The sequence below is a fragment of the Dictyobacter alpinus genome, assembly GCF_003967575.1.
GTDB lineage: Bacteria > Chloroflexota > Ktedonobacteria > Ktedonobacterales > Ktedonobacteraceae > Dictyobacter > Dictyobacter alpinus.
In genome coordinates this window covers 4,273,329-4,297,630 of sequence record NZ_BIFT01000001.1, presented here as the reverse complement: position 1 = coordinate 4,297,630, position 24,302 = coordinate 4,273,329, and the positions used below count along the sequence as shown (strand labels likewise).

Here is a 24,302-nt window from a genome sequence, read left to right as displayed (position 1 = left end):
AGTCTATATGAAAGATGTAACTAGAGACATGGACCAGGCACTAAAATCAGGACAATCTTCGATGCGCTGAGCGTACCAGGCCTGATCAAATAATTCGCGTAAAGCTGGATTCATCTGCTCCAGGGTTCTACGGATACGTCGCCAGCGTGGCAGATCTGGCTGCTGTAGTTCCTGTTGCGTGAAAAGAGATTCGGCACCTTCAGGCGTCTCGGCACGCACCACGGGATTCCACCAGGTGAGCATTTCAGTCAGGAGCATCGCCCCTGCAAAGCGATCACCATCGGCACGCCACTGCCCGCGCGCATCCTGATTTGGATGCTGATAACCTGGTGAGCCCCGACTGTGCTTTTTCGGCATCTTCAAACCTTTTATGTACATGGTATCTATATCTATCAATTGAATTTGCCGTAAATCAGGACTCAGAATGACGTTGCCCCCCGCGATATCAGTATGCGCCATGGCACGATCTTCCAGGCTCCATAGTACATGGGCGGTCGCGGCAGCCAGCTGGCGTGCATGAGATGGCGTATAGCGTACACTTGCAGCAGGATCAAGGAGCAAGCCTGCCCAGGTGCGCCCGTCAATCCAGGGCATCAAAACTGCGTATTCCAACGCTGGAAAGCGTCGCAGTAGTTCAGGATATTCCTCTTGAGTCAGACAGGTACGGCGTGCCAGAAAAAGTCCTGGCGCATGCATATATTGTGCCAGAGTCTGTGTAACTTGAAGGGTGTAGCGATCACGGAATCCACTCTTCATGACCTTCAACGCATAGTCCCTTTTCTCACCCATGTGCTGGATTTTATAAACAAAGGCTTCACCCCCCTCAAGGACAAAGACCTCTTGCCGATCATCCAAAAAATAGGGATGTGGCAAAAAGCGATAGTAGGCTCGACCGATCGGTAAAAGCATCTCTTGCGTTGGTTGGAATATGCTCACCGCCAGTTCACCTCTGCCTCATATACATCATCCTGCCAGTAAAGGTCTAATAACGTCATGTCGTCGCTTTTGGGGAGGGTTAATAAATGTTGAATCTCTGCCAGCAATGCATCATCATCAAGGGTTGCCAGAGATGTTCCTATTTCATCCAATCCATCAGTATGTATGACCAGGCGCTCCAGAGCTGGCAACGAGCGACTCCAGGTATGCAGTTCGCCACGACAACCACGACGGGTTGACCAGCGTCCATTTTTATCAGTTTTCTCGCCCAGCGAAATAGACTGCTGAGAATCTAAAAAGAGCCGAGCCGTGACGTTCCCCATCCAGCAAAATAAAGCATCGCTCAACTGTCCAGGCCGTCCATCTACACTCATTTCATAGTCCAGACGTCCACATAAGAAGACCGCCTCGCTGCCATAATCGCGGCACAGGTCCTCTAATACCTCGCGCACAAGAGCAGGAGTATCGTCTGGCATTTCCAACTTGATCAATTGACCTTGAGCCACCGGTGCCAGGCGATCGAGTTGCTCTTGCAGTGCAGCATCTAATCTGGTTGGCCGCTCCTGGCGCGCTGGCAGCGCCTGTAGCCATTTCACCAGATACGAGGCCAGACAGCAAGCGGCAAAATCACCTTTGTAGGAGCTACCCACGCCATCACAGATGCAAAAAATCAGCGATGAGCCATCTTTGCAATAAGATACGGTAGCATAGTCTTGATTAGGTAACGATTGCTCTTGTGCCTCACGACAACGGAACGAGAGCACCCGCGCGTTAATGGAAGAGCCTAGCATGGTACGCGTAAAACTATCTATCACCTGGTCTGTTTCCAAGACGCGAAACATATTTGCAGCATTTTCTGGCGGCATAGAGACTTCCATTCCTTCTTATTTCAATTGGGTTGCCGACGAAACAGCAAAAGCCAGTCGTACAAGGTCTGTATGCACGCCAGGAAAGAACAGGGCGGCTCCGCTCTGCAAATGATACCCATAATTGTTGATATTCTGCCGATACGTCTCAGGCAACGGCGAGGAAAGATGGAAGAGCACACGTGCATACTCGTTCGTTAGCTGGCCGGGCTTGACCACCCCACCCCAGTTATGCCAATCGCCAACAGAAGAACGCAACATCTTATCCGCTACATAGACGTTCTCAACCAGCACAGGTCCATCATCTACCGTCATGGCTTGAATGCGTCTAATCAGATTGGTGGGATCGCTCTCAGTAAAGAGGGCATCAGTGAGATGGCAAACGAGAGGGGCCGGGTGGGATTGGAAGCGGGCAAGGTTTTCCTGCAACAATGACTCTACAGCCGCAAAACCCGCACTGGTATCTGTCTCTCCGCCCGCGCTCAACACCGGCGTACCGCCGTTCACCAGATCAGGTAAATCACGAATACCCCCTGACACATCCACAACCTCGGTGCTGTATGCCAGAATAGCAACTTTATATCTGCGCTGGACAATACCATCACGCATAGAGCGGCGTACCATATCTTTGAACACATCCCGCAATGCGCGGTTCACCAGATCAATTTTCGTTACCGAACCACATAAATCATTCATAGAATGGCTGGCATCAATCAAATAAATAATCAGTGCAGGCGTCAATGAAGTCGCCGGTCGTGTATACAACATACTACTATTACTCATACCTACAAAACTCCCAGTGTATTTCGTTTCTGGCATCGACCAGTCATATAAATTGTACTGACCTTACCTTTTAAGGTATTAAACGAAAATGCAACTATATCCTAGTACTACTTGAATAAGCATACCACACTCTGTTATACTTGCAGTCGCGATGCTTGCCAAATAATTTTCTACACAGTACTTCTAGGAGACGATACATGAACGTTCCGAGAGTCTTCATTTGCTATTATCCAGGCGAAATTCCAGATGAAGGACAATATTTGCTGCGTCAACTCTTTAATGATCTCCGTGCTGCTGGCGCAGAGGTCATCACTGATGCAGGCAGAAATTCAGATGAGGAATTTTCTCAGTATATCGCTCGCGCACTGCCTGGCTGCCAATGGATAATTTTCGTGCAGACGGCCGAAACGTTACAAAATGCCAGAACTCGTACGATTTTTACGGTTGCCCTTAAGCTTGCCGAGCAACAAGATACCGAACTAGTACGCATTATTCCTACATCAACCGGGACTGTTCAAGGTCCCAATGAGTGGACCGATCTCAACACCATTAATATTGCGCAGGATTATCCAAAAGCGCTAGAAAAGATGCTCTTCCTTTTTTCAATTGGAGACACCAGTAGCTTAAAACAAGTTGAGGCTCCAGAGAGTTCGCGCCTGCCCAAACGAATTAGCAATTTCAGCACTCCATCACCAACCTATGATCGACCACTGGCCCTTCCACCCAGGAAGGCTGTATTCAGAGATATGCCCTATACAATTGGTCGCAAAAATATGCTGATCGGCTCCATTGCGCTGGCCTCTCTGATCGTAATTGCGCTCATTAGTGTTGTACTCATTAATGTTTTTCGTCCACAGCCGCCAGCAAAAATCCCTAATCCAGTTGTCGGCAATGCCTATTTTACCAGCTCGGAATTATTTGATACAGATGGCCAAAAAGGCGCCAACGACGGCATCAATGTAATTTTAAATAATCTTACTTCTCCTAAAGCTGATAAGAGCTATTATGTCTGGCTTCTACCCGATACGCAAGCAGGTGAAGCAAATACCATACCAATGGGTAAGCTTTCAGAGATTCATGATAGTACTGCCACGCTGTCCTATATCAGTCCAACCCATAATAACCTGCTAAAACTGGGGAGCCGCATCCTGATAACCGAGGAAAATAGTGCCATCGCTCCTAGCACCCCGACGACCGATAAAAGCATGTGGCGCTACTATGCAGAAATTCCACAGGGAAATGGCCCTGGCATGCCAATGAACAATAACAATGGCTCAATGAATATGGCGGGTGGCTCGCAGCTGGATCATTTGCGCCATCTCCTCTACCTGGATCCAACGTTACAAAACAAAGACCTGAATGTAAACCTCCAGGGTGGAGTCGCCTTCTGGTTCCATCAAAATATCCAAAAAGTGATGTTACTGGCAAAGGACGCACGCGATAAAAACAATACCGCCACCACCCGATCAGACGCCATTAAAATCCTGGATTATATTGATGGATCACAATATGTATCCCAGGATATCCCAGGAGGCACCAAATTCCTTATTGATGGCAGGGTCGGCCGCATCGGCTTGTTGACACTTGACTCCGAACATGAGAATCCAGCCGGCTTTGAGAGACTAATGGGACACCATCTAAGCGGTCTGAGCGAAGCCGCCAACATTACAGCGGACCAGAAACAGCAGATTAACCAGATCAATGCCTCGGTTAACGGCATCGTGGATAGGTTAAATATGGTCCGTACCGATGCCACCAAACTTCTGGCCAATCCCAACGACACGAATAGCCTCAATGATCTCTACACTCAGAGCACCGATGCCTACCTTGGTCAATTCGATCCCGCTACCGGCAACCGCGTGGGTGGTGCCGTCTGGGTATATGATCATATCCAACACCTATCCAGCTTTACCGTCAAAATATATAAGTCTTGATAGTCTGTTTGTTGGCAGTCCATTCCATAACACAAAATCACACAGATAGAACTTACATGAGCCGCCATAGCCTACCAATCTTATCAACGTAAGCCGTGGCGGTCAGCCTCCTCTCTCCAGCAACAAACTGCTGGAAGCTCATCTCCTCTGCACGCCACTCACTATTCAGTATTGCTTTCCAGGCTGATACGGCTATAATGAAGTAAGTAAGATACAAAGCAAGTGAAAAGGGGAACTTCTAATGAAAAGTACTGATACCAGCAAATATACAGCTCCAGTAAATCAATTATTAACCTATGGCAAGCCTGACATTGAGGCCGATGAGTGGCAGGATTATCTGGCCGTGGGACTCAAGCAAGAACATATTCCTGAGCTCATCCAGATGGCAACCGACGATGAACTCATGCAGATTGATGAAGAAAGGCCAGAAGCCTGGGCTCCTATCCATGCGTTACGCGCCCTGGGTCAACTTCGTGCTGAGGAAGCGGTCAAGCCGTTACTTTCCATCTTTTCAAGACCTGATGTAGTAGATGAGTGGTTTATCGAAGAAATACCTGAGTCCCTGGGATTGATTGGTCCAGCTGCGCTACCGATACTCAAAAATTTTATCGCAGACGAGACCAGGGATAATGAAGCTCGCTACATGGCCGTTCCCGCAATTCTCAAGATCGCGAATAAGTGGCCGGAAACACGTGCAGAAGGTATTGACATCCTCAGCAAGCAATTAGAGAAATTCACGGAAAATGATCCTGAGCTCAATGCATTTCTGATTGAGACATTAAATGAGATGCATGCAGTAGAGGCAGCTCCCTTAATGGAAAGTGCCTTTGAAGCGAACGTTGTCGACACGATGATCGCAGGAACCTGGGATGATGCACAGCTTTCGCTAGGCCTGATTACAAAGGAAGAATATAATCAAAAAGCGCTCGAAGAGAGGGCTAAAATCGCAACTGCTCTGCCGTCAGTTCCAGCCAAACCAGCGGCGAAGAGCGCGCCGATCCATGCGCATAATCTTCCTTATGCTCATGAACATACCCATACGCATACACATGACGAACATGCTGAGGAACGATCCATACCAGCCAATCGCGCTCGTGTGACGGCAAATAAGAAAGCTAAAATCAAGATGGCAAAAAAATCACGTAAGCAAAATCGCAGGCGCTAAATTCTGATAGGGTGAAAAAATGTGCGAGGCACATTTTTTCACCCTATCAGAATACTATTTATGAACGTGCGTCTTTGCGCTTCAAGAAGATGCCAATCACAATCATAAGCACAATCACAATACCACCCAGAGCCCCCCAGGAGACGAGCAAACGCTGAAGTGCTTCGGTATGGCTATATATTGAGTAGAGTGTGCCATGATAGGTATAATCATCCCCAAAGAGTTTATCGCCTCCTGTAGTATCAGCATGCAGGCCAATTGAGGATCCCAGGGCCGCCATGGCCCAACGAGTGGGAAAGACCATCGACATAATCTGCGTCACCCAATCTTTGAGCGGGATGATCGCACCTGAAAAGATGACCTGTGGCAGCAGAATAATTGGCACCAGACTGATGGCACGATCGTTATTGGGCGCGATAGCCGAGATCGTTAATCCAATCATCAGACCACCCAGGGATGTCAGGCTCAAGGTGATATAGGTCTCAAGGATAGGTGGAAGAAAGATGCCCTGCTGCAATGGTTCTCCAATCTGCACGACCAGCGTGAGGATGGCGCTTTGAAAAAGACAGAGGAGTCCGAGTACAACGACTTTGGAGAACATATAGGGCATAATACCAAGGTTCACCGTGCGTTCACGCCGATAGATCGCGGCTTCTTTGACAATCTCACGCGCACCATTGATACAACCAAAGAGGACGGTAGCAAAGGCCATGATAAACAAGACCTTTTGCGCATCCGCACCGGGTCCCTGAATCAGAAAGGACTGTAGCGCCTGGGCCACGCTCCCTTTTTGGTGCACAAAGGTCTGGGCAGTTGTATCATTACTCAGAAAATCCATGACTTTCTGACAATCAATCAACTCAACCTGCTTAGCCTGGGGCAACGCCAATGGTCCAGAACTGGTGAGAATCTGTGTTCGGCATTGGGTCAGTTTATTGGCATCAAAAACGCCAGCTCCTACCTCAAAGCGCACCATGAGTACCAGCATAATCGCGATAACAGGAGCCTGTAAAAGCAGGATTAGGAGATTGCCAACATCGTTCTTGAGTAGTTCCAGATAACGCGTTGAGAGCAGAATAAACTGTGTCCAGCCACTACCTGCTTTGACGTGTGGATGAACTTTTTTGGTATGCGTGCCCGCACTCTCGGCCAGCTTTTTTTGCGCCTGACTTTCACTCAGCGGGGTTGCCACATAGCGTACATAGTCAGCAGAATTACGGAAACGCTCCTCCGCCTGTTGTGGGATATCAGGATGGTCCTTCGTCGGCTCTAAGGCGCTATAGATCTCACTGAAATCTGTTTTCTCAAAGTAATCTTTGGCTTCATTGGGTGGACCAAAGTAGGCCAGGCGTCCTCCCTGCGCCAGGAAACAGACGTAATCGCAGGTATTGATATTGTTGGTTGCATGCGTCACCAGAACGATGGTACGACCACGATCAGCAAGCCGTCGTAAGAGGGTCATCATTTTACGGTCCAGACCAGGATCCAGGCCCGAGGTAGGCTCATCAAGAAAAAAGACACCAGGATTGGCCAGCAGTTCAAGAGCAATTGAGACACGCTTACGCTGTCCTCCTGAAAGCTTACTGACCAGCAAGCTACGCCGCTCAGTCATCTCTACATCTTCGAGCACCTCATCGATACGCCAGGAGATCTGTTCCCTGGTAAAGTCACCCGGCAAACGTAACTTAGCCGCATAGTAGAGCGCACGCTCAACGGTCAGATCACGATGCACGATGTCATCCTGGGGCACATACCCAAGTTGTGTATTAAAGGCGGCCAAATTGCTATAGTAATCCACATCATTATAAAGCACCACACCATCCTGCGCCGGTCGCAAACCATTTAACGCGTCCATCAAGGTCGACTTACCAGCCCCCGAACCACCCACCAATGCCACAAACTTGCGCGGTGGAATGACCAGCGAGATATCATTGAGCAGCACAATATTATTCGTACCAGCCTTTTTCAGGTGAAAGGCCTCAATACGAATATGGCTACTCTCATCATATTGCCGGAGTTCAGTACCCGTATAAGTTAATCTGTAGGGACCAATCCTGATCTCATCACCGGTACGCAACAACTGATTATTAACAGGCTCACCATTAACATAGACATGGTTGGTGCTATTGTTATCAAACAAGCGATAACCGCCAGGGACCTTTTCCACCATGGCATGGTGCGCCGATACCTGTGGATGATTAAGCACAACAGTATTATCGGGGGTGCGTCCGATGGTGAGTCGCCCCTCTTGCAAGACAATCGGTGGCATTTCAGGCCACTGTTCTGCCTGAACATCGCTACCTGCATCATATGCCAGTGTTACCAGCGACCCATGCTCATCCCCGATACGGAAAATATCGCCGGCCTGTAACTGGCGGCGAAATGGTTGATCCCCTAAAATATGCTGGCCCTGATACCACAAGCCATTCAACGTACGCCCCCGGCGCGGATGAGGATGAATGAAAAAGAGCTTATCGTCCTCCTGCACAATCTGCGCGTGATTGCCAGAGATAATCGGAGAATTAATAACAATTTCATTATCAGGGGTGCGCCCGATATTAATAACCTTCTGATTGAGTGGATAGGCCTGACGATCACTATTCGTATTGCTACTCACAAAGAGAGAAGGTCCCTTGCTCCCCTGCATACCTGACAACATTGTCCCTGATGGAGAGCCCGGAGGTACCATCACTCCACCCAACCGTTCTGTCCGCATATAGGTAGGGCCCGCAACTGGGGGAGGCGGGGGGGAAAGAGGCAGTTGAGATGCGGGATTGGGCGTCATTGAGACCGGCGCTGGCGTCTGGATATCTGGTTGGCGCAAGAAAAAAACAAAGCTAATCGTTGGATTGAGCTTTACAACGCCATTATGGTAAAGCTGCCCCTGCTGAATCCGCTGCTCATCAAGGGTAATCTGATTATTTTGCGAAATATTTTCGATGATCCAGGCATTGCCAAACCAACGAATACGAGCATGATGCCTTGAGACGCGAGGATCAGAGACCACAATGTCATTCTGCGCATCACGGCCAATCGTAATCATCGGCTTATCGAGAAAAATGACCTTTTCTGCCAGTGGACCATCCAAAAAACGCACGGCCGCCTCAGCCGGAGGCTTCTGCACTTTTTCCAAGAATAGAACTCCTCACATAATATAATAACAGGAAAGTAGGCTGATCTACATTCCTGAGCATTATCTTCCCCTTTATCAACGCTCGATCCATGAATATTTAGCTACTACATTTAGAGAAAGACTATAGTTCCACATGAATTGGACAAACATAATATAAGGCAAATTATTAAAAGCATTGTGTTCCCACTAGAAGTAGCGTATACTCAGAATACTTTCTACTCACTCTTACATACTGTGTATTTGTATGCGTTAGGAATTCTCATAAACTAGCAAATACTAGAGCTAAAGTTTATGAGCAGCGATAAAACAAATATATGGGTGTAAATAAACATGCCCTTTACAGGGAAAAGATTGGAGGATTTCATCATGAAAAACCGCTACTATGTCCAGCCACTTTCAGAGCAAGCCTTTATTATTCGTGAACGTATCTCAGTCCAAAAAGGTCCAGGACCAAACGACCGCGTAATTCAGTCATTCACCATACGCCATGACGCCTACACGTATGCTCATCAGATGAACGCAACTACCGTTAACCCCAGTATTGAAGCTTCAAAAGTAGAACAACCACAGAGTGAGGCTGCACTCCTTGCAGCACAATTTTAGAGATTGATGGCGTATCGATGGCGGATGTTAAAACCAGTCAATGGACTCAATTCCGCCAGTCACGCCGACAAAAAATGGATCAACCTCTGACTTGCGCCTCAATCCAAGCATCTTCATTGATCATTGCAAATTACTAAAGGCACCTCATAAAGAGCCACATATTCCTGTGATTCAAGCATGATTGCTTATTCAGCAATGATAGGTGAATCGCTCTCTGCCGGGATCTCTTGAGAGCGCTGATGCTGTTTATCACTTTGATCCCTAATGCTGTGAATGATACGAACAAACACTGGAATAAACGCCCAGCTATAGAAAACCATATATGGTTCAATGTTCGGTATCAGCAATAGCAAGAGCGAAAGACAATAATAGACCGGACTGATAAGAATGCCAATCGAACGCGTCACAATCTCATGGCTGCTTACAGTTGGATCAATCAATCTATGCTTCCATGAAGCATAGGCCCAAAGAAAGAAGGAGGAAAGACTACAACCAATCAACACACATGTGTAAAAAATGACAGCCTGGGGGAATTTTCCACTTGCAACTATCACATTAAATGAGACTGGAAAAAAAACGATGAAGACCAGAAATACAAAGGTCAGTGTGGTGAACAGGCGGTCCTGGCGCTTAACATAGGTCATCAAGCGACGATGTCCTACCCAGTAGCTAGCCACTATCGCAAATGTCAGCGCATAAAAGGCACTTTTAAGCAACAAGTTAAACAGGTCCGCAGTAAATTGCGCAGAACTACCATCTGCCGCGCCTTCAGGTAATTTGATGTCAAGTACGAGTAGGGTCATAGCGATAGCAAATATGCCATCGCACAGCATAACCAGACGTTCAAAAGCAGTAGATTTTTCTTCAAATACTATTTGTGTCGCTGCATTCTTTCTCGATTCCATCAACATTAACTCCATACATAAATTTATAATCCATTTGTATAGATCTTCTTATGTATCATCTTTAAAGTTATCTATCTCGCTGAATCACCAATCTAACATATTGCTAATTTTTTGTCTAGATACATGCATTAGTCACCTTTTATACAAAGCTCTGACAAAACGTAGACATGAAAGTAAGCGTGAAGGGAATTAAATACTGATCATTGGTGTTTTCACACATGAATACGATGGGACTACGCAATAGGATAAGTGACTATTTCGTCCCGCATATCTATTCCCGGGCGTTAGATTTTCCATACTATGTGGAGAACTGAACGAACCCAGAGCTAAGAAATAAACATCTCTATTATGAGAAGGAGCTTTTAATGGCTGATACAAATAATTGGAATGAACAGGTTATTAATGAATTTCGTGCCAATGGTGGCAAAGTTGGCGGCCCATTTGAAGGCGCTTATATGGTGTTGGTGACCAGCATCGGTGCCAAAAGCGGCCAGCCTCGCACCACACCACTGGTTTATTTACCAGATGGTGAGCGCATACTTATCTTCGCATCTAAAGCGGGTGCCCCAACCAATCCTGACTGGTACTACAACCTGCGCGCTAATCCAGAAGCCACGGTAGAAGTCGGCACGGAGACGTTTAAGGCAAAGGCGAGCGAGATTACTGGCAAGGAACGTGATGAACTCTATGCACGGCAGGTTAGCATCGCACCAGGATTTGGAGATTACGAAAAAAAGACCACCCGCAAAATTCCAGTTATTGCTTTAGAGCGCATCTAAAGTCAAGACAGCATAGCTCAAAGCAAACGTTTGAAAAAGAGCATCTAGTGTGATTGCAGAAAAGTGTCGGCTGAGCCGACACTTTTCTGCAATCACACTAGAATTTTTTGTTGATATCCTCAAAAATCCTCTATCTCTTGTACTTTTATTATACTACAAGCTCTGGTTATGCGCACTGTTCTAATGGCCGATTTTTTTCCTCAACTATTCCTTGTATACTAAGAAAGTGTTTCAATATGCTCTCTGCCGAAGATCTACTGCTACTGAGAGTAGTATAGTTCAAATCATTATCACTGATGGAAGAAAGGCAAAGCATGATTGACAGGATAGTTTTTTGCCGATATAATTAGGTTACCAAATGAATTAACTACAAAATTATTTGCACATTCAGGTAAATAGGTACATATGCAAAAAGGGGGAGCGCACATGCACGTACAGGACAATGCAGTGGCGCAACAACTCATGCGGTCCTTCATGCAGTTTGATCGAGCGGAATGGCATAAAAGATCAATTGAGGGATGTAAGCCGAGTGAGATTAAGGTATTAATGTGCATCAAGAGGAATGTCGCACCTCCTAATCACGAGATAAAGGTGTCAGAAATCAGTAAACTTTTACATGTCACCTCACCAATGGTTACGCAGTTGTTGAAACGTCTGGAGGCAGATGGACTGATCGAACGCAAGACAGATCCTTCAGATCGCCGAGCCGTTGGCATCAGGTTGACAGAGAAAGGTGAACTGGTCACAAAAAAAGCGGCCGAGGCTTTTTTTGCCTCATTCAATGGATTAATTGAATATCTGGGCGAGGAGCAGAGCAAGCAACTTGCTGAACTTTTAATCAGCGTATATACATACTTCAACGAGAAAGACACCAGTATGCAGCATACATACTGGCACACGAGCGAGGAAGCATGATCAAGTTATTCAGATTTTTACAGCCATATCGCTGGTATGTGGCACTAGTCGTGATCCTGGTCCTTTTGCAGTCCCTTTCCGATCTTTATCTGCCCACACTGATGGCCGATATTGTGGATACAGGTATTGTTAAAGGGGATACGAATTATATAATACGTGTCGGCGGCTTGATGTTGCTGATCGCGATCGGCGGCACATGCTGTTCAGTTATCGCCAGCTACTTTTCAGCGAAAAGCGCCATTGGTTTTGGTCGTATTGTGCGAGCCAAAATCTTTCATCGCGTCGAGCAATTTTCGCTGCATGAGTTTGATCAGATTGGTACCGCCTCACTGATCACACGTACCACCAATGACACGACTCAGGTCCAGCAGATCTTGATTATCATGTTACGCATGATGATCGGTGCGCCGCTGATCTGTATTGGTGGCATCATTATGGCTCTTTCGCAGGATGTACAACTTTCCTGGGTCTTCGTGGCGGCGATACCTGTCATCATCATCTCGATCCTGATTATCACCGGCAAAGCGATCCCGCTGTTTAAGATCATGCAGCTGAAAATTGATAAGTTGAATCTGGTGCTGGATGAGGGACTGACCGGGGTACGCGTCATCCGTGCATTTGATCGTGTCAGACATGAAGAGCAGCGCTTTGATGCCGCGAATACGGATCTAACCAATACTGCGATCAAAGTGAACCGCACCATCGCGGCCCTGATGCCACTAATGATGCTCCTGCTGAACTTTACCACGATCGCGATTGTCTGGTTTGGTAGTATCCGCATCAACAATGGAGATATGAAGGTTGGCGCACTGATCGCGTTTCTACAATACGCGATGCAGATTATGTTCTCACTGATCATGGTCTCAATGATGTTTGTCATGCTGCCACGTGCCTCAGCGTCCGCCGAGCGCATCAATAAAGTGCTGGAGATTGATCCTGAAATCGTCGATGCCAAACAACTCCAGCGTACCGGTCAACAAAAAGGTTATGTGGAATTCAAGCATGTCACCTTCAGCTATCCTGGTGCGGAACAGCCTGCCCTGTCAGATATCACCTTTCAGGCCAATCCCGGTGAGGTCACCGCGATTATTGGAGGTACCGGTGCCGGTAAATCGACCCTGGTTGGCTTGATACCGCGCTTCTACGATATCGATGAAGGCAGTATCCTGATCGATGGTGTAGATCTGCGTGAACTGGCACAGGAGGATCTGCGCTCCAAGATTGGCTTTGTACCACAGAAGGCCGTACTTTTCTCGGGCAGTATCGCTGAGAATATCCGCTATGGTAAAGAGGACGCAACCAGCGAAGAAATCGAACATGCCGCTCGCATCGCGCAGGCCACAGAATTTATCTCCGATATGAAAGATGGCTTCGATTCTACGATTGCCCAGGGCGGTAATAATGTCTCCGGTGGTCAGAAGCAGCGCCTCTCAATCGCGCGCGCCCTGGTCCGCCATCCTGAGATCTACATTTTTGATGATAGTTTCTCGGCCCTGGACTTCAAGACAGACGCCAGATTACGTTCCGCGCTCAAAGAAGAGACACGCGCATCAACCGTCCTGATCGTGGCGCAACGCGTCAGTACAGTGATGGACGCCGATCGCATTATTGTCCTGGATGAGGGCAAAATTGTGGGCATCGGCACGCATCGCGAACTGATGGAGACCAGTAAGGTCTACTATGAAATTGTCTCCTCACAGCTCTCAATGGAGGAAATCGCATGAGCCAAGAACGTGGAGTACGACGTCCACCTGCTGGCGGTGGTATGGGAATGGGTCCTGGCGCTCGCCCTGGAATGGGGATGGGGATGCCTGTGGAGAAAGCCAAAGATTTTAAAGGCACCTTGAAGCGGCTCGCTGGCTACCTGATGCCACATAAGTTTCTACTGACGGTCGTCTTTATCGCCGCGATTATCAGTACAATCTTTAATATTGTCAGCCCAAAAATCCTGGGTCAGGCAACCACCAAGCTGTTTGAGGGTCTGATCGCCAAATATAAAGGTTTGCCGGGCGCCGGTGTGGATTTCAATGCCATCCTGCACATTTTGATGATCCTGGCCGTCCTGTATGTGATCAGTGCCGCCTTTGGGTATATCCAACAGTATGTTATGGCCAGTGTGGCCCAGCGCACGGTCTATGATCTGCGCAAACAGGTCGAGGAAAAGCTGAACCGCCTGCCATTAAAGTTCTTTGACTCACGTACCCATGGTGAGATCCTGAGCCGTGCTGTCAATGATATGGATAATATCAGTAGCACATTACAGCAGAGCCTGACCCAGCTCATCACCTCACTGGTCACCATTGTGGGTGTGATTGTGCTGATGCTGACCATCAGTCCATTGCTAACGCTGGTAGTGGTATTGACCATTCCATTGAGCCTGGTCGTGACTGTCGTGGTGGCCAAGCGCTCCCAGACCTATTTCGTGGGGCAGCAACGGTCATTGGGTGAATTGAATGGACACGTCGAGGAGATGTACGCGGGCCATAAGATCGTAAAGGCCTTTGGCTTCGAGCGGCGCTCGGTCGCGGAATTCGATCAGCTCAATGAGAAACTCTATGAGTCCGGCTGGAAAGCACAGTTTATCTCGGGCACAATCATGCCATTGATGATGTTTATTGGCAACCTGGGTTATGTCTTTGTCAGCGTCATCGGTGGTATTCTGGTAACCCAGAACGCCATCCAGATCGGTGATATCCAGGCATTTATCCAGTATTCACGGCAGTTTTCGATGCCGATTACGCAGCTAGCAAATATTGCCAATATCATTCAATCGACCATTGCTTCAGCCGAGCGCGTCTTTGAGCTCCTAGATGAGCAAGAGGAAATTCCTGAGGCTGTTGAAGCCAAAGTTATCGCGGCACCACATGGCGCGGTCGAGTTTGAACATGTCAAATTCGGTTACAAACCTGATGTGCCGCTGATGGAAGATATGAATATCGATGTGAAACCAGGACAGACCATTGCTGTGGTTGGTCCAACCGGTGCCGGTAAAACAACGCTGGTCAACCTGCTAATGCGCTTCTATGAGCTTGATGGTGGCCGCATTCTGGTGGATGGTATCGATATTACCGATCTGAAGCGTGGCAACTTACGCAGTATGTTTGGTATGGTGCTGCAAGATACCTGGCTCTTTAACGGTACGATCCGCGACAATATCGCCTATGGACGAGAAGGGGCAACCGAAGAGGAGATTATCCAGGCTTCAAAGGCCGCGCATGCCGACCACTTCATCAGGACCTTGCCGGATAGCTATAACACGATCCTGAATGAAGAAGCCACCAACATCTCACAGGGTCAAAAACAGCTCTTGACGATCGCCCGCGCCATCCTGGCTAATCCATCGATCCTGATCCTGGATGAGGCGACAAGTAGTGTAGATACGCGTACCGAGATCTATATCCAGAAAGCTATGAGCGATCTGATGCAGGGCCGCACCAGCTTTGTGATCGCCCACCGGCTCTCAACGATTCGGGACGCCGATCTGATCCTGGTGATGAATCACGGGAGTATTATCGAAAAAGGCACACACGAAGAGTTGCTGGCCCAAAAAGGCTTCTATGCAGATCTGTATAACAGCCAGTTTACGGGTGGAGCAGCTGCCAGTGCCATGCAGATACCGGAAAATGTAGTGTAGCAGTCTTCTCACGAGGATAGATAGACCGGCGGGGCGGTGAACTTGCACCAAGTTCACCGCCCCGCTTCTTCTCTGTTATTGACCACGAAATTGGGGGGTACGCTTCTCCAGGAAGGCCTGAAGTCCTTCGGCATGATCCTCACTCTGGCCAGCGATCTCTTGCAGCTCGGCCTCATAATCCAACAGATCATCGAGGCTGGCGCTGGCACTACGGCGCAGGAGTTGTTTGGTCAGGCCGAGAGCCAGTGTGGGTCCATGGGCCAGATCCACAGCAAATAAACTCACATCATACTGAAAATCGGCCGCGGGAAAAATGCGATCGGCCAGGCCCATCTCGAAAGCTTCTTCAGCACTAATGCGCGGCGAGAAAGCCATCAGATCAAAAGCTTTATTCCATCCGACAATACGCGGCAGAAAATAACTCATGCCGCTATCCGGCACCAGGCCGATACGGCTAAAGGCAGGCGTAAGAAAGGCATTGTCAGCGATCAGACGCAGGTCACAGGCCAGCGTTAACGAGAATCCTGCTCCAGCCGCCGCTCCATTGATCGCCGCCAGTACTGGCTTCTCCAGGTGCTGTAGCTGCTTAATGACTTTATTATAATGGCCTAGATGCGACTGAAACGATACGTTGCCACCCTGGAACTCTTTAAGATCCTGGCCCACCGAAAAAGCGCGTCCAGTGCCGGTGAGCATAACCACACGTACAGCTGGATCCTGAGCTTTCTCGAGCTCGCCACTCAATTCAACCAGCAACTCGGTCGTAATGGCATTCAGGGCATCGGGACGATTCAAGGTCAGCGTCAGCACCCCTTCTTCCAGTTGCGATACAATCGTCATATGTGTACATTCCCTTCTGTGAATGAACTAGTACATCATTGTAGCTCCAATAGATATCAGAGCTATATTATAACCGTTCAATGATGGTGGCAATCCCCTGGCCGACACCAATACACATACAGGCCAGCCCATAACGCCCATTGCGGCGGCGAAGTTCATACAGGAGAGTAGTCAGGATGCGTGCACCTGAAGCGCCAAGTGGATGACCAAGCGCGATAGCTCCCCCATTAACGTTGAGCCGCTCAACAGGAATCTCCAGCTCACGCATACACTGCACGGATTGGGCGGCAAAGGCCTCGTTCAGCTCAACCAGATCCATATCCGCGATCGAGAGTCCGGCCCGTTGCAGGGCCTTGCGGGCAGCAGGGATGGGTCCCAGTCCCATATACGCTGGATCAACGCCAGCCACGGCGGTAGTAACAATACGGGCCAGTGGTTGGAGTTGATGGGACCGGGCATAGTCCTGGGAGGAGATAAGCAGGGCGGCCGCGCCATCATTGATGCCAGCAGAATTTCCGGCGGTAACGGTGCCATCTTTTTTAAAGGCTGGCTTGAGTTTGCTGAGGGCGACCAGCGAAGTATCAGCACGCGGATGTTCATCTTTGTTGATGCTGAGTGGCTCGCCTTTTTTCTGCGGCACGCTGACCGCGACCAGTTCGTCCGCGAAGCGACCAGCCTCTTGAGCGGCTACGGCCCGCTGCTGGCTACGCAGGGCAAACTCATCCTGGTCAGAACGGGAAAGCTTGTAGCGTTCAGCCACATTCTCAGCGGTCTCGCCCATACTATAGGGATAATAGAGCTCGGCCAGGCGTGGATTAGTAAAGCGCCAGCCAAGGGTGCTGTCATACATGGTGATATTGCCACGCGGATAGCCTGTTTCGGCTTTGCCCATCACAAATGGGGCACGCGTCATACTCTCAACGCCACCAGCTATAAATAAGTCACCTTGCTGAGACCAGATCGCCTGCGCGGCTGCATTGACCGCCTGCAAGCCTGAGCCACAGAGCCGATTGACGGTCTGACCGGCCACCGTAACCGGCAGGCCAGCTAACAGCAGAGACATACGCGCCACGTTGCGGTTGTCTTCTCCCGCCTGGTTGGCGCAACCTAGAATCACATCCTCAATCTCGTCGACCGGCACCTCAACCCGCTTGAGGGCTTCATGGATGACCAGGGCCGCCAGATCATCGGGACGAACATCTTTGAAGACACCATTATAGCGTCCAATCGGAGTACGGACAGCCGCCAGAATCACTGACTCCTGTGACATAAATATGACTTCCTTCCTGCCTATTTGGAGGCTACAACTGTCTTAGATGGGCTTGAATTGTTCAAAGGGTTGATGACAGTTCGCACAGTAAGCAATCGCCCGACAGGGTGTGGGACCAAAAGCATTTTCCAGACTGGTCTGCTGCGAACCACAATAGGGACAGGTGAGCTTCTGCTGCATCAGCATCGGCAAGAGGGGACCGCGACCGAGCTTTGGTGGTGGCGCGATGCCGACACCCCTGAGCTTCTCCTGCGCCTCTACACTCAGCATATCGCTGGTCCAGGGCTGCTCCATTGTGACCACAACGTCAACGGTCGATGCGAAGTTTAATAAGCATTCGCGGATCGTCGTCTGGATCTGGCTGAGGGCGGGACAACCAGCAAATGTGGGCGTAATGGTGATGCGTAACGCCGTGTGCTCATTATCAATCTCGATATGGCGCACAATCCCCATATCCACCACCGAGATCGCCGGCAATTCTGGATCAGGCACAGTGCGAAGAGCATCCCAGATCTGCTGCTCGGTAACGATGTGATTGGTTGTGGATGGATTTAACTCGGACATGGCGCGCCTCCTACCAACTGGCCTGGGGATCAAGGCGATAGACCATCGTCATCTGCTCCCATAGGTCCGCGAAGTCTGCTATATGCTGTCCCTGACGGCCACCATAGCGGGCTGGTACGAGTGAGCGGAATACTTCTCCGGCCGCGTTATCCTGGGAATTATGCGGGACAGGTTCCAGGGGTAGCGATAGATTGAATTGTCCGAGTATAGGAGCAATGCTGGTGAGCCATTGCTGCTCCAATGCGGAAGATGGGCGGGAGAGGATGCCAGCCTCCAGGAGAAGCGCCTCAGCAGCAAAGGGCTCAAAGAGACCCAGGGCATCTGGCCAGAGTTGCTGCAATGCCTGCTCTAATAACTGGCGAGCTTCAGCAGTACCACGTGCCAGGCGCTGCAGCCAGGTGCCAATATGCATCTGATGATAGACCTCTTCACGTTGAATCTTGGCAATAGCCTGGGCCAACGGCACATAGGCCGAATCCTGCAAACTGGCCAGTCTGATCTGATCGGCCATCTCATAATAGAAACGGCGCGCAATAGTAAAGGCCCAGTTGCCACGCCGATGCTCTACCAGTTGCGCCTGACGATAATCCTCAAGCTTGCGACCATAAGCAATATGATCCGGGCTCACCCCGGTCAGGGCCGCCACCTCTTGATAGAAGAGGCGTGCATGGCCAATCTCATCCTGGGCAATCGAGCTACAGGCCACATCCTCCTCCAGCATCGGAGCCACGCCGGTCCATTCTGAGTCCCAGTAGCCCAGGATAAATTCATCATCTGCCAGGGAGAGCAGAAAATTACTTAACGGCTGCCTGAGTTGGACAGGTACGCCGCTGGCATCAGTCATCTTACTCATCGACGACTCTCTTCCTCGGCCTTCACACGCTGGCGGGCCTGCGCTAATTTGTCACGGATATCATAGCCATCCAGGCGGCGATACGAACGGTCCAATGGTGGTTGGAGCAGATCCGGCTGATCCAGGAGCACAATGGCGGTCAATGGACAGAGCCAGAAGCGTAGATATAGGCCTGCGTGATCTCTGGCCAGTTGGATCAGGGCCGCCTCAGCCTGAGAAATGCTTGCCGCATCTAGATTGTGTAGCCAGAGCATGGGTCGGCCCGCCTGCTGCTGCGCAAAGACGGCATAGGTCAGCATAGTTTCAGTGGATGACTCATCAACTACGACATGACTACTATCTGGAAGGACTTCAGTCAGGCTGCGACGTGGAATAATCCACAGCTTCTGGCTCTCCTGCCGGCGTGCGTAAAATTCTCGGGCATAGTGTAGAGCCAGTTCTGGATCCGGGGCACGTAAATTGCCACCATGATGTGGAAAGGGATCGCGGGCGGCCTGTTGAAAAACTTCAAAGATCTCGCCCTCATCTTTTGCGCCTGAGAAAGCCTGGAATTGTTCATTCCCCATGTGCTCCAGCATTGTCATTCTCTCTTTCTCAAGTTCAGGCGATGTTGACAGGTGTGGCGGCGGAACGCTGCTGCATCACCTGGCGCACCCATAGACCATCTTCATAAGAGAGACGACGGAAGCCAATGCGTTCAGCGGATGCCGGACCCTGGTTACGCGAGATAGCACGTAGCACATCCCATTGTGGCTCACTATACAGCCAGCGTCCCTGTTCTGCATCAAAACGCAGTTCTGGATCAGGAATCACCAGGCCAACCTCACGCAAGCGTGGAACCTGCAGATTCAAGAATTCCTGGCGTAGTTCTTCGTTCGCTTTAGCCTTGATGCGCCACTGTAAATCTTTATCTTTTTCGGGCGGGGTTGCAGGACCATGAAAGACCATCAGGGCCGGCCACCAGCGATTCAGCGACTCTTGTACCATCTGGCGCTGCGCCTCGGTGCCATTCATCATGGTAATAATCATGTCGCGACCATGCATCATATGGAACGACTCTTCCCAGCAAATTTTCTGCATCGTACGCGCATAGGGTGCATAGCTGCTATCGCGTAGAGCGTGCTGCGAAACAATCGCCGCCGCATCCACCAGCCAGGCGATAATACCAACGTCGGCCCAGCTATAGGTAGCATAGTGGAAGGTATTATGGAATTTGCCCTTGCCAGCAATCAGATCATCCAGGCAGGCGCTACGTGGCTTACCCAGATCCTCAACCAGCCGATACAGCAACTCCGCATGCCCAACCTCATCCTGGATCTTCGCAGTCAGAGCCAATTTACGATGAATCGACGGTGCCCGCATAATCCAATCCCGCTCAGGGAGCGCCCCCATTAGCTCTGAGTTCGCATGCATCTCAATAAAGCGGATCAACGACTGCCGATAAGCATCCGGCATCCAATCAGTCGCCTCAACCTTGCCTCCCGCGGCCAGATAATCCTGGAACTGCTCAGTCCGAGCTTCTACGTTATCCTGAATCATAAATCTCTTTCCCTCTCTTCCCTGAGGCGCTGGCTTACTAGTTAACATCATTGTATGTACTGAAATTCTACCACCTGGTAAAAATATAAAGGAGAAATATATAAATGTCAATGAACAGCAGACATATTTTTTAACGATGGGTAAAAAAAATACACGGTTTATAGGCTTTCGGGAGACGCTGCTAGAGGCATCTGAGAGAGCAAACCACCTTCGATCATACCAATAAACATAGTGGCAATCTGCTGATGGGTATAACGGCCGGCGGGATTATACCAGTGAGAGAGCCAATGGCACATACCGAGCAGGCCAAAGGTAATGATTTTAGAGTCGAAATCGGCTTTAAAGCTATGTTGAGCAATTCCCTCTTGCAGGATCCGCTCAAAATAGCGCTCATAATCTTTTTCGCGCAGCGCGATTTCACGTGCAAAGGGTCCGGTGAGATGGGCCTGCTCACGGTAAAAGACGGTGACGGCGGGTGAGGAATTGGCGGTAACGGCAATATGATGTTCAATGGCTTGCTGTAATTTCTCCCGGGCCGACACATCGGACTCGACAATACGGCGCAAGGGCTCCTCAACACTATTCAGCACATTCAAATAGACCAGGCGCAGAATCTCTTCTTTATTCTTGACATGATAATAGAGGGCAACCTTGGTTACCCCAAGTTTGTCGGCGATATCATTCAGGCTAGTGGCGCCAAAGCCACGTTCCGCAAAAAGCTCGGCGGCAACCTCCACAATCACCTTCTGGGTTAAACGGATGCGCTTCAAGACTTCACCCTGGCTATCCTGCTTACGCGCTCTCTGACTGACTGAAAGCTTCTGTTCATGTCGCTTCATAAAATTTGTTTCCTGTTGTATGTTAATTATGAGAGATTGTCACCTTAAGTCTTGCTATTTTACCATAGCGTAAAGTAGACAGGGATAAATATTGACTTTTAGTGGAGTAGTAGGATATATTTTTACCATGTGGTAAAAATAGACAAAGGAGATTAATGACAATGGCAGTCACCGCGATCGTTTTCTACAAAGAACCAGCCGACCGTGAGAAATTTGAGCAACACTATCTTGGGACGCATATTCCCATGGTGGAAAAGATTCCAGGTCTGCAAAAGGTAGAGGTCAGGCGCTTCACTGGTAAAGACGCTCCTTATTATCTGATGACCACGCTCTATTTCAATAGCAAAGAGGAGCGCAAAGCTGGTCTGGGTTCGCCAGAAGGACAGGCAACCACGGCCGATGTGCCCAACTTCGCTGATCCAACTAGCGTCACCATCGCTTTTGCCGATATCATATAAGTAAAGATCCAGACCAGATACCCAATGGTTCATCACCATGGCGATTTATGCAGTCAGAAAAGCCAGGGCATATTCAAAGTCTATACGTATAAGACTAACAGCCGAATATGCCCGGTTTGGCCGCAAGGGAGCGGTTTCTCTGAAGATACTATGAATAGTAAGTGCAGGAAGTAGACCATGACGAGCACACTACATGAGCAGGACATACGCCCACCCGAGCCAATTTCCGTGCTGGCACCCAATGGCTCATTACAACCAGGGATGCAGCTAGAAGAGACTCCGGAACTGTTACTGGAGATGTATCGCTGGATGACCTTCGGGCGTATTTTTGATACACGTTTAATTCATCTGCAACGCCAGGGACGGCTATGTACCTATGCTCCGGTCGCTGGCCAGGAAGCGGCCCAGATTGGCTGCGGGCTGGCACTACAGCAGGATGACTGGCTATTTAGTTCGTATCGCGATGGCCTGGCGAGCATTGTCCATGGACTCCCCCCCGAGTATGTCCCACTCTTCTTCCGTGGCCATCCTAAGGCTGGCGCGATCCCGGCCGATGTAAATGTCTTTGGCTTGCAGATCGGTATTGCTGAGCAGATCCCACATGCGGTCGGAGTAGCATGGGGGATGAAGTTACGACGCGCAAAGACGGCCACGCTCGCCATGTTCGGTGATGGCGCCACGTCCGAGGGCGCCTTCCATGAAGGCACAAACTTCGCGGGCGTCTTCAAAGCTCCGGTTGTATTGGTCTGCCAGAACAATGGCTGGGCCATCTCAGTACCGCGCTCCCGTCAGACTGCCAGTGAAACCCTGGCCCAGAAAGCGGTCGCCTATGGTATTGCTGGCCGCCTGGTAGATGGCAACGATGTACTGGCAATGTACCGCGAAGCCAGGGCCGCACTGGAACGGGCCCGTAGTGGTCAGGGGCCAACCTTGATCGAGGCCGTAACCTATCGCTTTGGTCCACACTCTACCGCCGATGATCCACAGCGCTACCAGCCAGCGGGAGAACTCACCGAATGGCAAGATCAACGTGATCCAATCACACGCCTGCGCATCTGCCTGGAACGAGAACAGCTATGGGATCAAACACGGCAGAAAGCGCTAGAAGAAGAGTTACGCGAATATATCGCCCGCAGCATCAGCAACGCCCTGACCGAAGAGATTCCGGCTCCTGAAAGCATGTTCGAGCAAGTCTATGCCGAGCCCACACCGATCCTGCAACAACAAAGGCAAGAGCTACTGGATCACCTAAAAGCAACACAGAGAGGAGTCACATTTCCATGACTCAACGCAATCTGATCGAGGCAGTGAATGATGCGCTGAAGGTAGCTATGCTCGAAGACGAGCGTGTCATGGTGATGGGTGAAGACGTCGGGCGTAATGGCGGTGTCTTCCGGGCCACCGACGGCTTGATTGAGCGCTTCGGTGAGGAGCGGGTGGTAGATACCCCGCTGGCCGAAGCTGGTATCGTCGGGACCGCGATCGGGCTGGCAACCTATGGTATGCGACCCGTAGCTGAGATCCAATTTCTCGGCTTCTCGGTCCAGGCCTTCGCCCAGCTTCTTTTACAGGCAGCCCGTATTCGTGGTCGCTCACGAGGACGCTTCACCTGTCCACTGGTGCTACGCGCACCCTTCGGCGGAGGCGTACGCGCCTTCGAGCTCCATGGTGATGCCCTGGAGGCTCATTTCGTCCATGCCCCGGGCCTCAAAGTAGTCGCACCATCTACCCCATATGATGCTAAAGGGATGCTCCTGGCAGCGCTCGCTGATCCCGATCCCGTAGTCTTCCTGGAGCCCTTGCGCGGCTATCGCGCCAAACGCGAAGAGGTGCCAGACGGACACTATACCGTGCCACTGGGGAAAGCCGCCATCGTACGCGAAGGGACGGATATCACGATTGTGGCCTGGAGCGCCATGGTCGCGACCGCGCTGGAGGCAGCCGAGCAGCTAGCCGACGAAGGTATTTCAGCCGAGGTCATTGATCTACGTACCCTCTCACCATTTGATGCCGAGACCATTATCCACTCAGTCGAAAAGACCGGACGCGCCATAGTCGTGCATGAAGCACCAAAGACCGCCGGTGTGGGAGCCGAGATCGTAGCCACCATCAACGAAAAAGCTCTGTTCTGGCTCGAAGCTCCAGTCGTACGCGTTACTGGCTACGACGTTGTCACCCCCGTCATCCTGGAAGACTACTATCTGCCGAGCGCCGCCCGCATTATCCAGGCCACCAGAGCCAGTATGATCATCTAGCAGACACGTTATGCACTGCTAAGCAGCCCGG

The 24,302-nt window shown here is 50.0% G+C and carries 22 protein-coding genes; 10 read left to right on the top strand and 12 right to left on the bottom strand.

What is annotated here, in order from left to right; translation table 11 throughout:
• Positions 1-3: 3 nt before the first annotated feature.
• The 3 genes from EL633_RS16940 to EL633_RS16930 are packed head-to-tail and all read right to left on the bottom strand — an operon-like array spanning position 4 to position 2,585.
• The gene (locus tag EL633_RS16940; RefSeq protein WP_126628316.1) at positions 4-936 is read right to left on the bottom strand and encodes a serine/threonine-protein kinase; all 933 of its coding nucleotides are present in this window, start codon (positions 934-936) and stop codon (positions 4-6) included.
• Positions 933-1,802 (bottom strand): protein phosphatase 2C domain-containing protein, encoded by an 870-nt coding sequence (locus tag EL633_RS16935; RefSeq protein WP_161982200.1) that lies wholly within the window; start codon positions 1,800-1,802, stop codon positions 933-935. Before EL633_RS16935 ends, EL633_RS16940 begins: the two co-directional genes overlap by 4 nt.
• An 18-nt stretch (positions 1,803-1,820) precedes the next feature.
• Positions 1,821-2,585: a vWA domain-containing protein gene (locus tag EL633_RS16930; protein WP_161982199.1), complete on the bottom strand. Its 765-nt coding sequence runs from the start codon at positions 2,583-2,585 to the stop codon at positions 1,821-1,823.
• Positions 2,586-2,782: 197 nt separating this feature from the next.
• On the opposite strand from EL633_RS16930, the gene EL633_RS16925 reads away from it, so the two are divergent.
• Together EL633_RS16925 and EL633_RS16920 are read left to right on the top strand one after the other, a co-directional pair.
• Complete coding sequence (locus EL633_RS16925; protein WP_126628313.1) at positions 2,783-4,519, top strand: TIR domain-containing protein; 1,737 nt, start codon at positions 2,783-2,785, stop codon at positions 4,517-4,519.
• Positions 4,520-4,760: 241 nt separating this feature from the next.
• Positions 4,761-5,684, top strand: a complete 924-nt coding sequence (locus tag EL633_RS16920; protein WP_126628312.1) for a DUF1186 domain-containing protein — start codon at positions 4,761-4,763, stop codon at positions 5,682-5,684.
• Between the two features lie 58 nt (positions 5,685-5,742).
• Here EL633_RS16920 and EL633_RS16915 read toward each other — a convergent pair whose 3' ends face one another.
• Positions 5,743-8,808, bottom strand: a complete 3,066-nt coding sequence (locus EL633_RS16915) for an FHA domain-containing protein (RefSeq protein WP_246039219.1) — start codon at positions 8,806-8,808, stop codon at positions 5,743-5,745.
• Positions 8,809-9,183: 375 nt separating this feature from the next.
• Here EL633_RS16915 and EL633_RS16910 point away from each other — a divergent pair, with 375 nt between their 5' ends.
• Positions 9,184-9,420: a hypothetical protein gene (locus EL633_RS16910; RefSeq protein WP_126628311.1), complete on the top strand. Its 237-nt coding sequence runs from the start codon at positions 9,184-9,186 to the stop codon at positions 9,418-9,420.
• A gap of 185 nt (positions 9,421-9,605) precedes the next feature.
• On the opposite strand, the gene EL633_RS16905 is transcribed toward EL633_RS16910, so the two are convergent.
• A complete protein-coding gene (locus tag EL633_RS16905; protein ID WP_161982198.1) occupies positions 9,606-10,325 on the bottom strand; it encodes a TMEM175 family protein in 720 nt (239 codons plus the stop codon).
• A 365-nt stretch (positions 10,326-10,690) separates the two neighbouring features.
• Here EL633_RS16905 and EL633_RS16900 point away from each other — a divergent pair, with 365 nt between their 5' ends.
• The 4 genes from EL633_RS16900 (at position 10,691) to EL633_RS16885 (ending at position 15,653) form a co-directional block, all read left to right on the top strand.
• Positions 10,691-11,104, top strand: coding sequence for a nitroreductase family deazaflavin-dependent oxidoreductase (locus tag EL633_RS16900; protein WP_126628309.1), 414 nt, complete (start codon positions 10,691-10,693; stop codon positions 11,102-11,104).
• A gap of 426 nt (positions 11,105-11,530) precedes the next feature.
• On the top strand, positions 11,531-12,019 hold the full coding sequence (locus EL633_RS16895) for a MarR family winged helix-turn-helix transcriptional regulator (protein ID WP_126628308.1): 489 nt from the start codon (positions 11,531-11,533) through the stop codon (positions 12,017-12,019).
• Positions 12,016-13,743 carry an ABC transporter ATP-binding protein gene (locus EL633_RS16890; RefSeq protein ID WP_126628307.1) on the top strand — a complete coding sequence of 576 codons (1,728 nt, stop codon included), beginning with the start codon at positions 12,016-12,018 and terminating at the stop codon, positions 13,741-13,743. The genes EL633_RS16895 and EL633_RS16890 overlap by 4 nt, the downstream gene beginning before the upstream one ends.
• A complete protein-coding gene (locus EL633_RS16885; RefSeq protein ID WP_126628306.1) occupies positions 13,740-15,653 on the top strand; it encodes an ABC transporter ATP-binding protein in 1,914 nt (637 codons plus the stop codon). The genes EL633_RS16890 and EL633_RS16885 overlap by 4 nt, the downstream gene beginning before the upstream one ends.
• Before the next feature lie 75 nt (positions 15,654-15,728).
• On the opposite strand, the gene EL633_RS16880 is transcribed toward EL633_RS16885, so the two are convergent.
• From EL633_RS16880 to EL633_RS16850, 7 genes are all read right to left on the bottom strand, one after another.
• Positions 15,729-16,493, bottom strand: a complete 765-nt coding sequence (locus EL633_RS16880) for an enoyl-CoA hydratase-related protein (RefSeq protein WP_126628305.1) — start codon at positions 16,491-16,493, stop codon at positions 15,729-15,731.
• Positions 16,494-16,560: 67 nt separating this feature from the next.
• Positions 16,561-17,763, bottom strand: coding sequence for a thiolase family protein (locus EL633_RS16875; protein ID WP_126628304.1), 1,203 nt, complete (start codon positions 17,761-17,763; stop codon positions 16,561-16,563).
• Between the two features lie 42 nt (positions 17,764-17,805).
• Positions 17,806-18,327 (bottom strand): 1,2-phenylacetyl-CoA epoxidase subunit PaaD, encoded by a 522-nt coding sequence (gene paaD / locus EL633_RS16870; RefSeq protein ID WP_126628303.1) that lies wholly within the window; start codon positions 18,325-18,327, stop codon positions 17,806-17,808.
• 10 nt (positions 18,328-18,337) lie between these two features.
• Positions 18,338-19,180: a 1,2-phenylacetyl-CoA epoxidase subunit PaaC gene (paaC, locus tag EL633_RS16865; protein ID WP_218027510.1), complete on the bottom strand. Its 843-nt coding sequence runs from the start codon at positions 19,178-19,180 to the stop codon at positions 18,338-18,340.
• Positions 19,177-19,758, bottom strand: coding sequence for a hypothetical protein (locus tag EL633_RS16860; protein WP_161982197.1), 582 nt, complete (start codon positions 19,756-19,758; stop codon positions 19,177-19,179). The genes paaC and EL633_RS16860 overlap by 4 nt, the downstream gene beginning before the upstream one ends.
• Before the next feature lie 22 nt (positions 19,759-19,780).
• A complete protein-coding gene (gene paaA / locus EL633_RS16855; protein ID WP_126628301.1) occupies positions 19,781-20,719 on the bottom strand; it encodes a 1,2-phenylacetyl-CoA epoxidase subunit PaaA in 939 nt (312 codons plus the stop codon).
• A gap of 158 nt (positions 20,720-20,877) precedes the next feature.
• Complete coding sequence (locus EL633_RS16850; protein ID WP_126628300.1) at positions 20,878-21,558, bottom strand: TetR/AcrR family transcriptional regulator; 681 nt, start codon at positions 21,556-21,558, stop codon at positions 20,878-20,880.
• A gap of 155 nt (positions 21,559-21,713) precedes the next feature.
• On the opposite strand from EL633_RS16850, the gene EL633_RS16845 reads away from it, so the two are divergent.
• The 3 genes from EL633_RS16845 to EL633_RS16835 all read left to right on the top strand — a co-directional run bounded on the left by EL633_RS16845 (position 21,714) and on the right by EL633_RS16835 (position 24,271).
• Complete coding sequence (locus EL633_RS16845; protein ID WP_218027509.1) at positions 21,714-22,016, top strand: EthD family reductase; 303 nt, start codon at positions 21,714-21,716, stop codon at positions 22,014-22,016.
• Positions 22,017-22,193: 177 nt separating this feature from the next.
• Positions 22,194-23,300, top strand: a complete 1,107-nt coding sequence (gene pdhA, locus EL633_RS16840) for a pyruvate dehydrogenase (acetyl-transferring) E1 component subunit alpha (protein ID WP_126628299.1) — start codon at positions 22,194-22,196, stop codon at positions 23,298-23,300.
• The gene (locus tag EL633_RS16835) at positions 23,297-24,271 is read left to right on the top strand and encodes an alpha-ketoacid dehydrogenase subunit beta (protein ID WP_126628298.1); all 975 of its coding nucleotides are present in this window, start codon (positions 23,297-23,299) and stop codon (positions 24,269-24,271) included. Before pdhA ends, EL633_RS16835 begins: the two co-directional genes overlap by 4 nt.
• Positions 24,272-24,302 lie beyond the last annotated feature (31 nt).

Bases quoted from the DNA above. Each gene is read 5' to 3' on its own strand.
- EL633_RS16935 (WP_161982200.1), bottom strand. From the start codon at position 1,802: ATGCCGCCAGAAAATGCTGCAAATATGTTTCGCGTCTTGGAAACAGAC.
- EL633_RS16930 (WP_161982199.1), bottom strand. From the start codon at position 2,585: ATGAGTAATAGTAGTATGTTGTATACACGACCGGCGACTTCATTGACG.
- EL633_RS16925 (WP_126628313.1), top strand. From the start codon at position 2,783: ATGAACGTTCCGAGAGTCTTCATTTGCTATTATCCAGGCGAAATTCCA.
- EL633_RS16920 (WP_126628312.1), top strand. From the start codon at position 4,761: ATGAAAAGTACTGATACCAGCAAATATACAGCTCCAGTAAATCAATTA.
- EL633_RS16910 (WP_126628311.1), top strand. From the start codon at position 9,184: ATGAAAAACCGCTACTATGTCCAGCCACTTTCAGAGCAAGCCTTTATT.
- EL633_RS16905 (WP_161982198.1), bottom strand. From the start codon at position 10,325: ATGGAATCGAGAAAGAATGCAGCGACACAAATAGTATTTGAAGAAAAA.
- EL633_RS16900 (WP_126628309.1), top strand. From the start codon at position 10,691: ATGGCTGATACAAATAATTGGAATGAACAGGTTATTAATGAATTTCGT.
- EL633_RS16895 (WP_126628308.1), top strand. From the start codon at position 11,531: ATGCACGTACAGGACAATGCAGTGGCGCAACAACTCATGCGGTCCTTC.
- EL633_RS16890 (WP_126628307.1), top strand. From the start codon at position 12,016: ATGATCAAGTTATTCAGATTTTTACAGCCATATCGCTGGTATGTGGCA.
- EL633_RS16885 (WP_126628306.1), top strand. From the start codon at position 13,740: ATGAGCCAAGAACGTGGAGTACGACGTCCACCTGCTGGCGGTGGTATG.
- EL633_RS16880 (WP_126628305.1), bottom strand. From the start codon at position 16,493: ATGACGATTGTATCGCAACTGGAAGAAGGGGTGCTGACGCTGACCTTG.
- EL633_RS16875 (WP_126628304.1), bottom strand. From the start codon at position 17,763: ATGTCACAGGAGTCAGTGATTCTGGCGGCTGTCCGTACTCCGATTGGA.
- paaD (WP_126628303.1), bottom strand. From the start codon at position 18,327: ATGTCCGAGTTAAATCCATCCACAACCAATCACATCGTTACCGAGCAG.
- paaC (WP_218027510.1), bottom strand. From the start codon at position 19,180: ATGAGTAAGATGACTGATGCCAGCGGCGTACCTGTCCAACTCAGGCAG.
- EL633_RS16860 (WP_161982197.1), bottom strand. From the start codon at position 19,758: ATGCTGGAGCACATGGGGAATGAACAATTCCAGGCTTTCTCAGGCGCA.
- paaA (WP_126628301.1), bottom strand. From the start codon at position 20,719: ATGATTCAGGATAACGTAGAAGCTCGGACTGAGCAGTTCCAGGATTAT.
- EL633_RS16850 (WP_126628300.1), bottom strand. From the start codon at position 21,558: ATGAAGCGACATGAACAGAAGCTTTCAGTCAGTCAGAGAGCGCGTAAG.
- EL633_RS16845 (WP_218027509.1), top strand. From the start codon at position 21,714: ATGACAATGGCAGTCACCGCGATCGTTTTCTACAAAGAACCAGCCGAC.
- pdhA (WP_126628299.1), top strand. From the start codon at position 22,194: ATGACGAGCACACTACATGAGCAGGACATACGCCCACCCGAGCCAATT.
- EL633_RS16835 (WP_126628298.1), top strand. From the start codon at position 23,297: ATGACTCAACGCAATCTGATCGAGGCAGTGAATGATGCGCTGAAGGTA.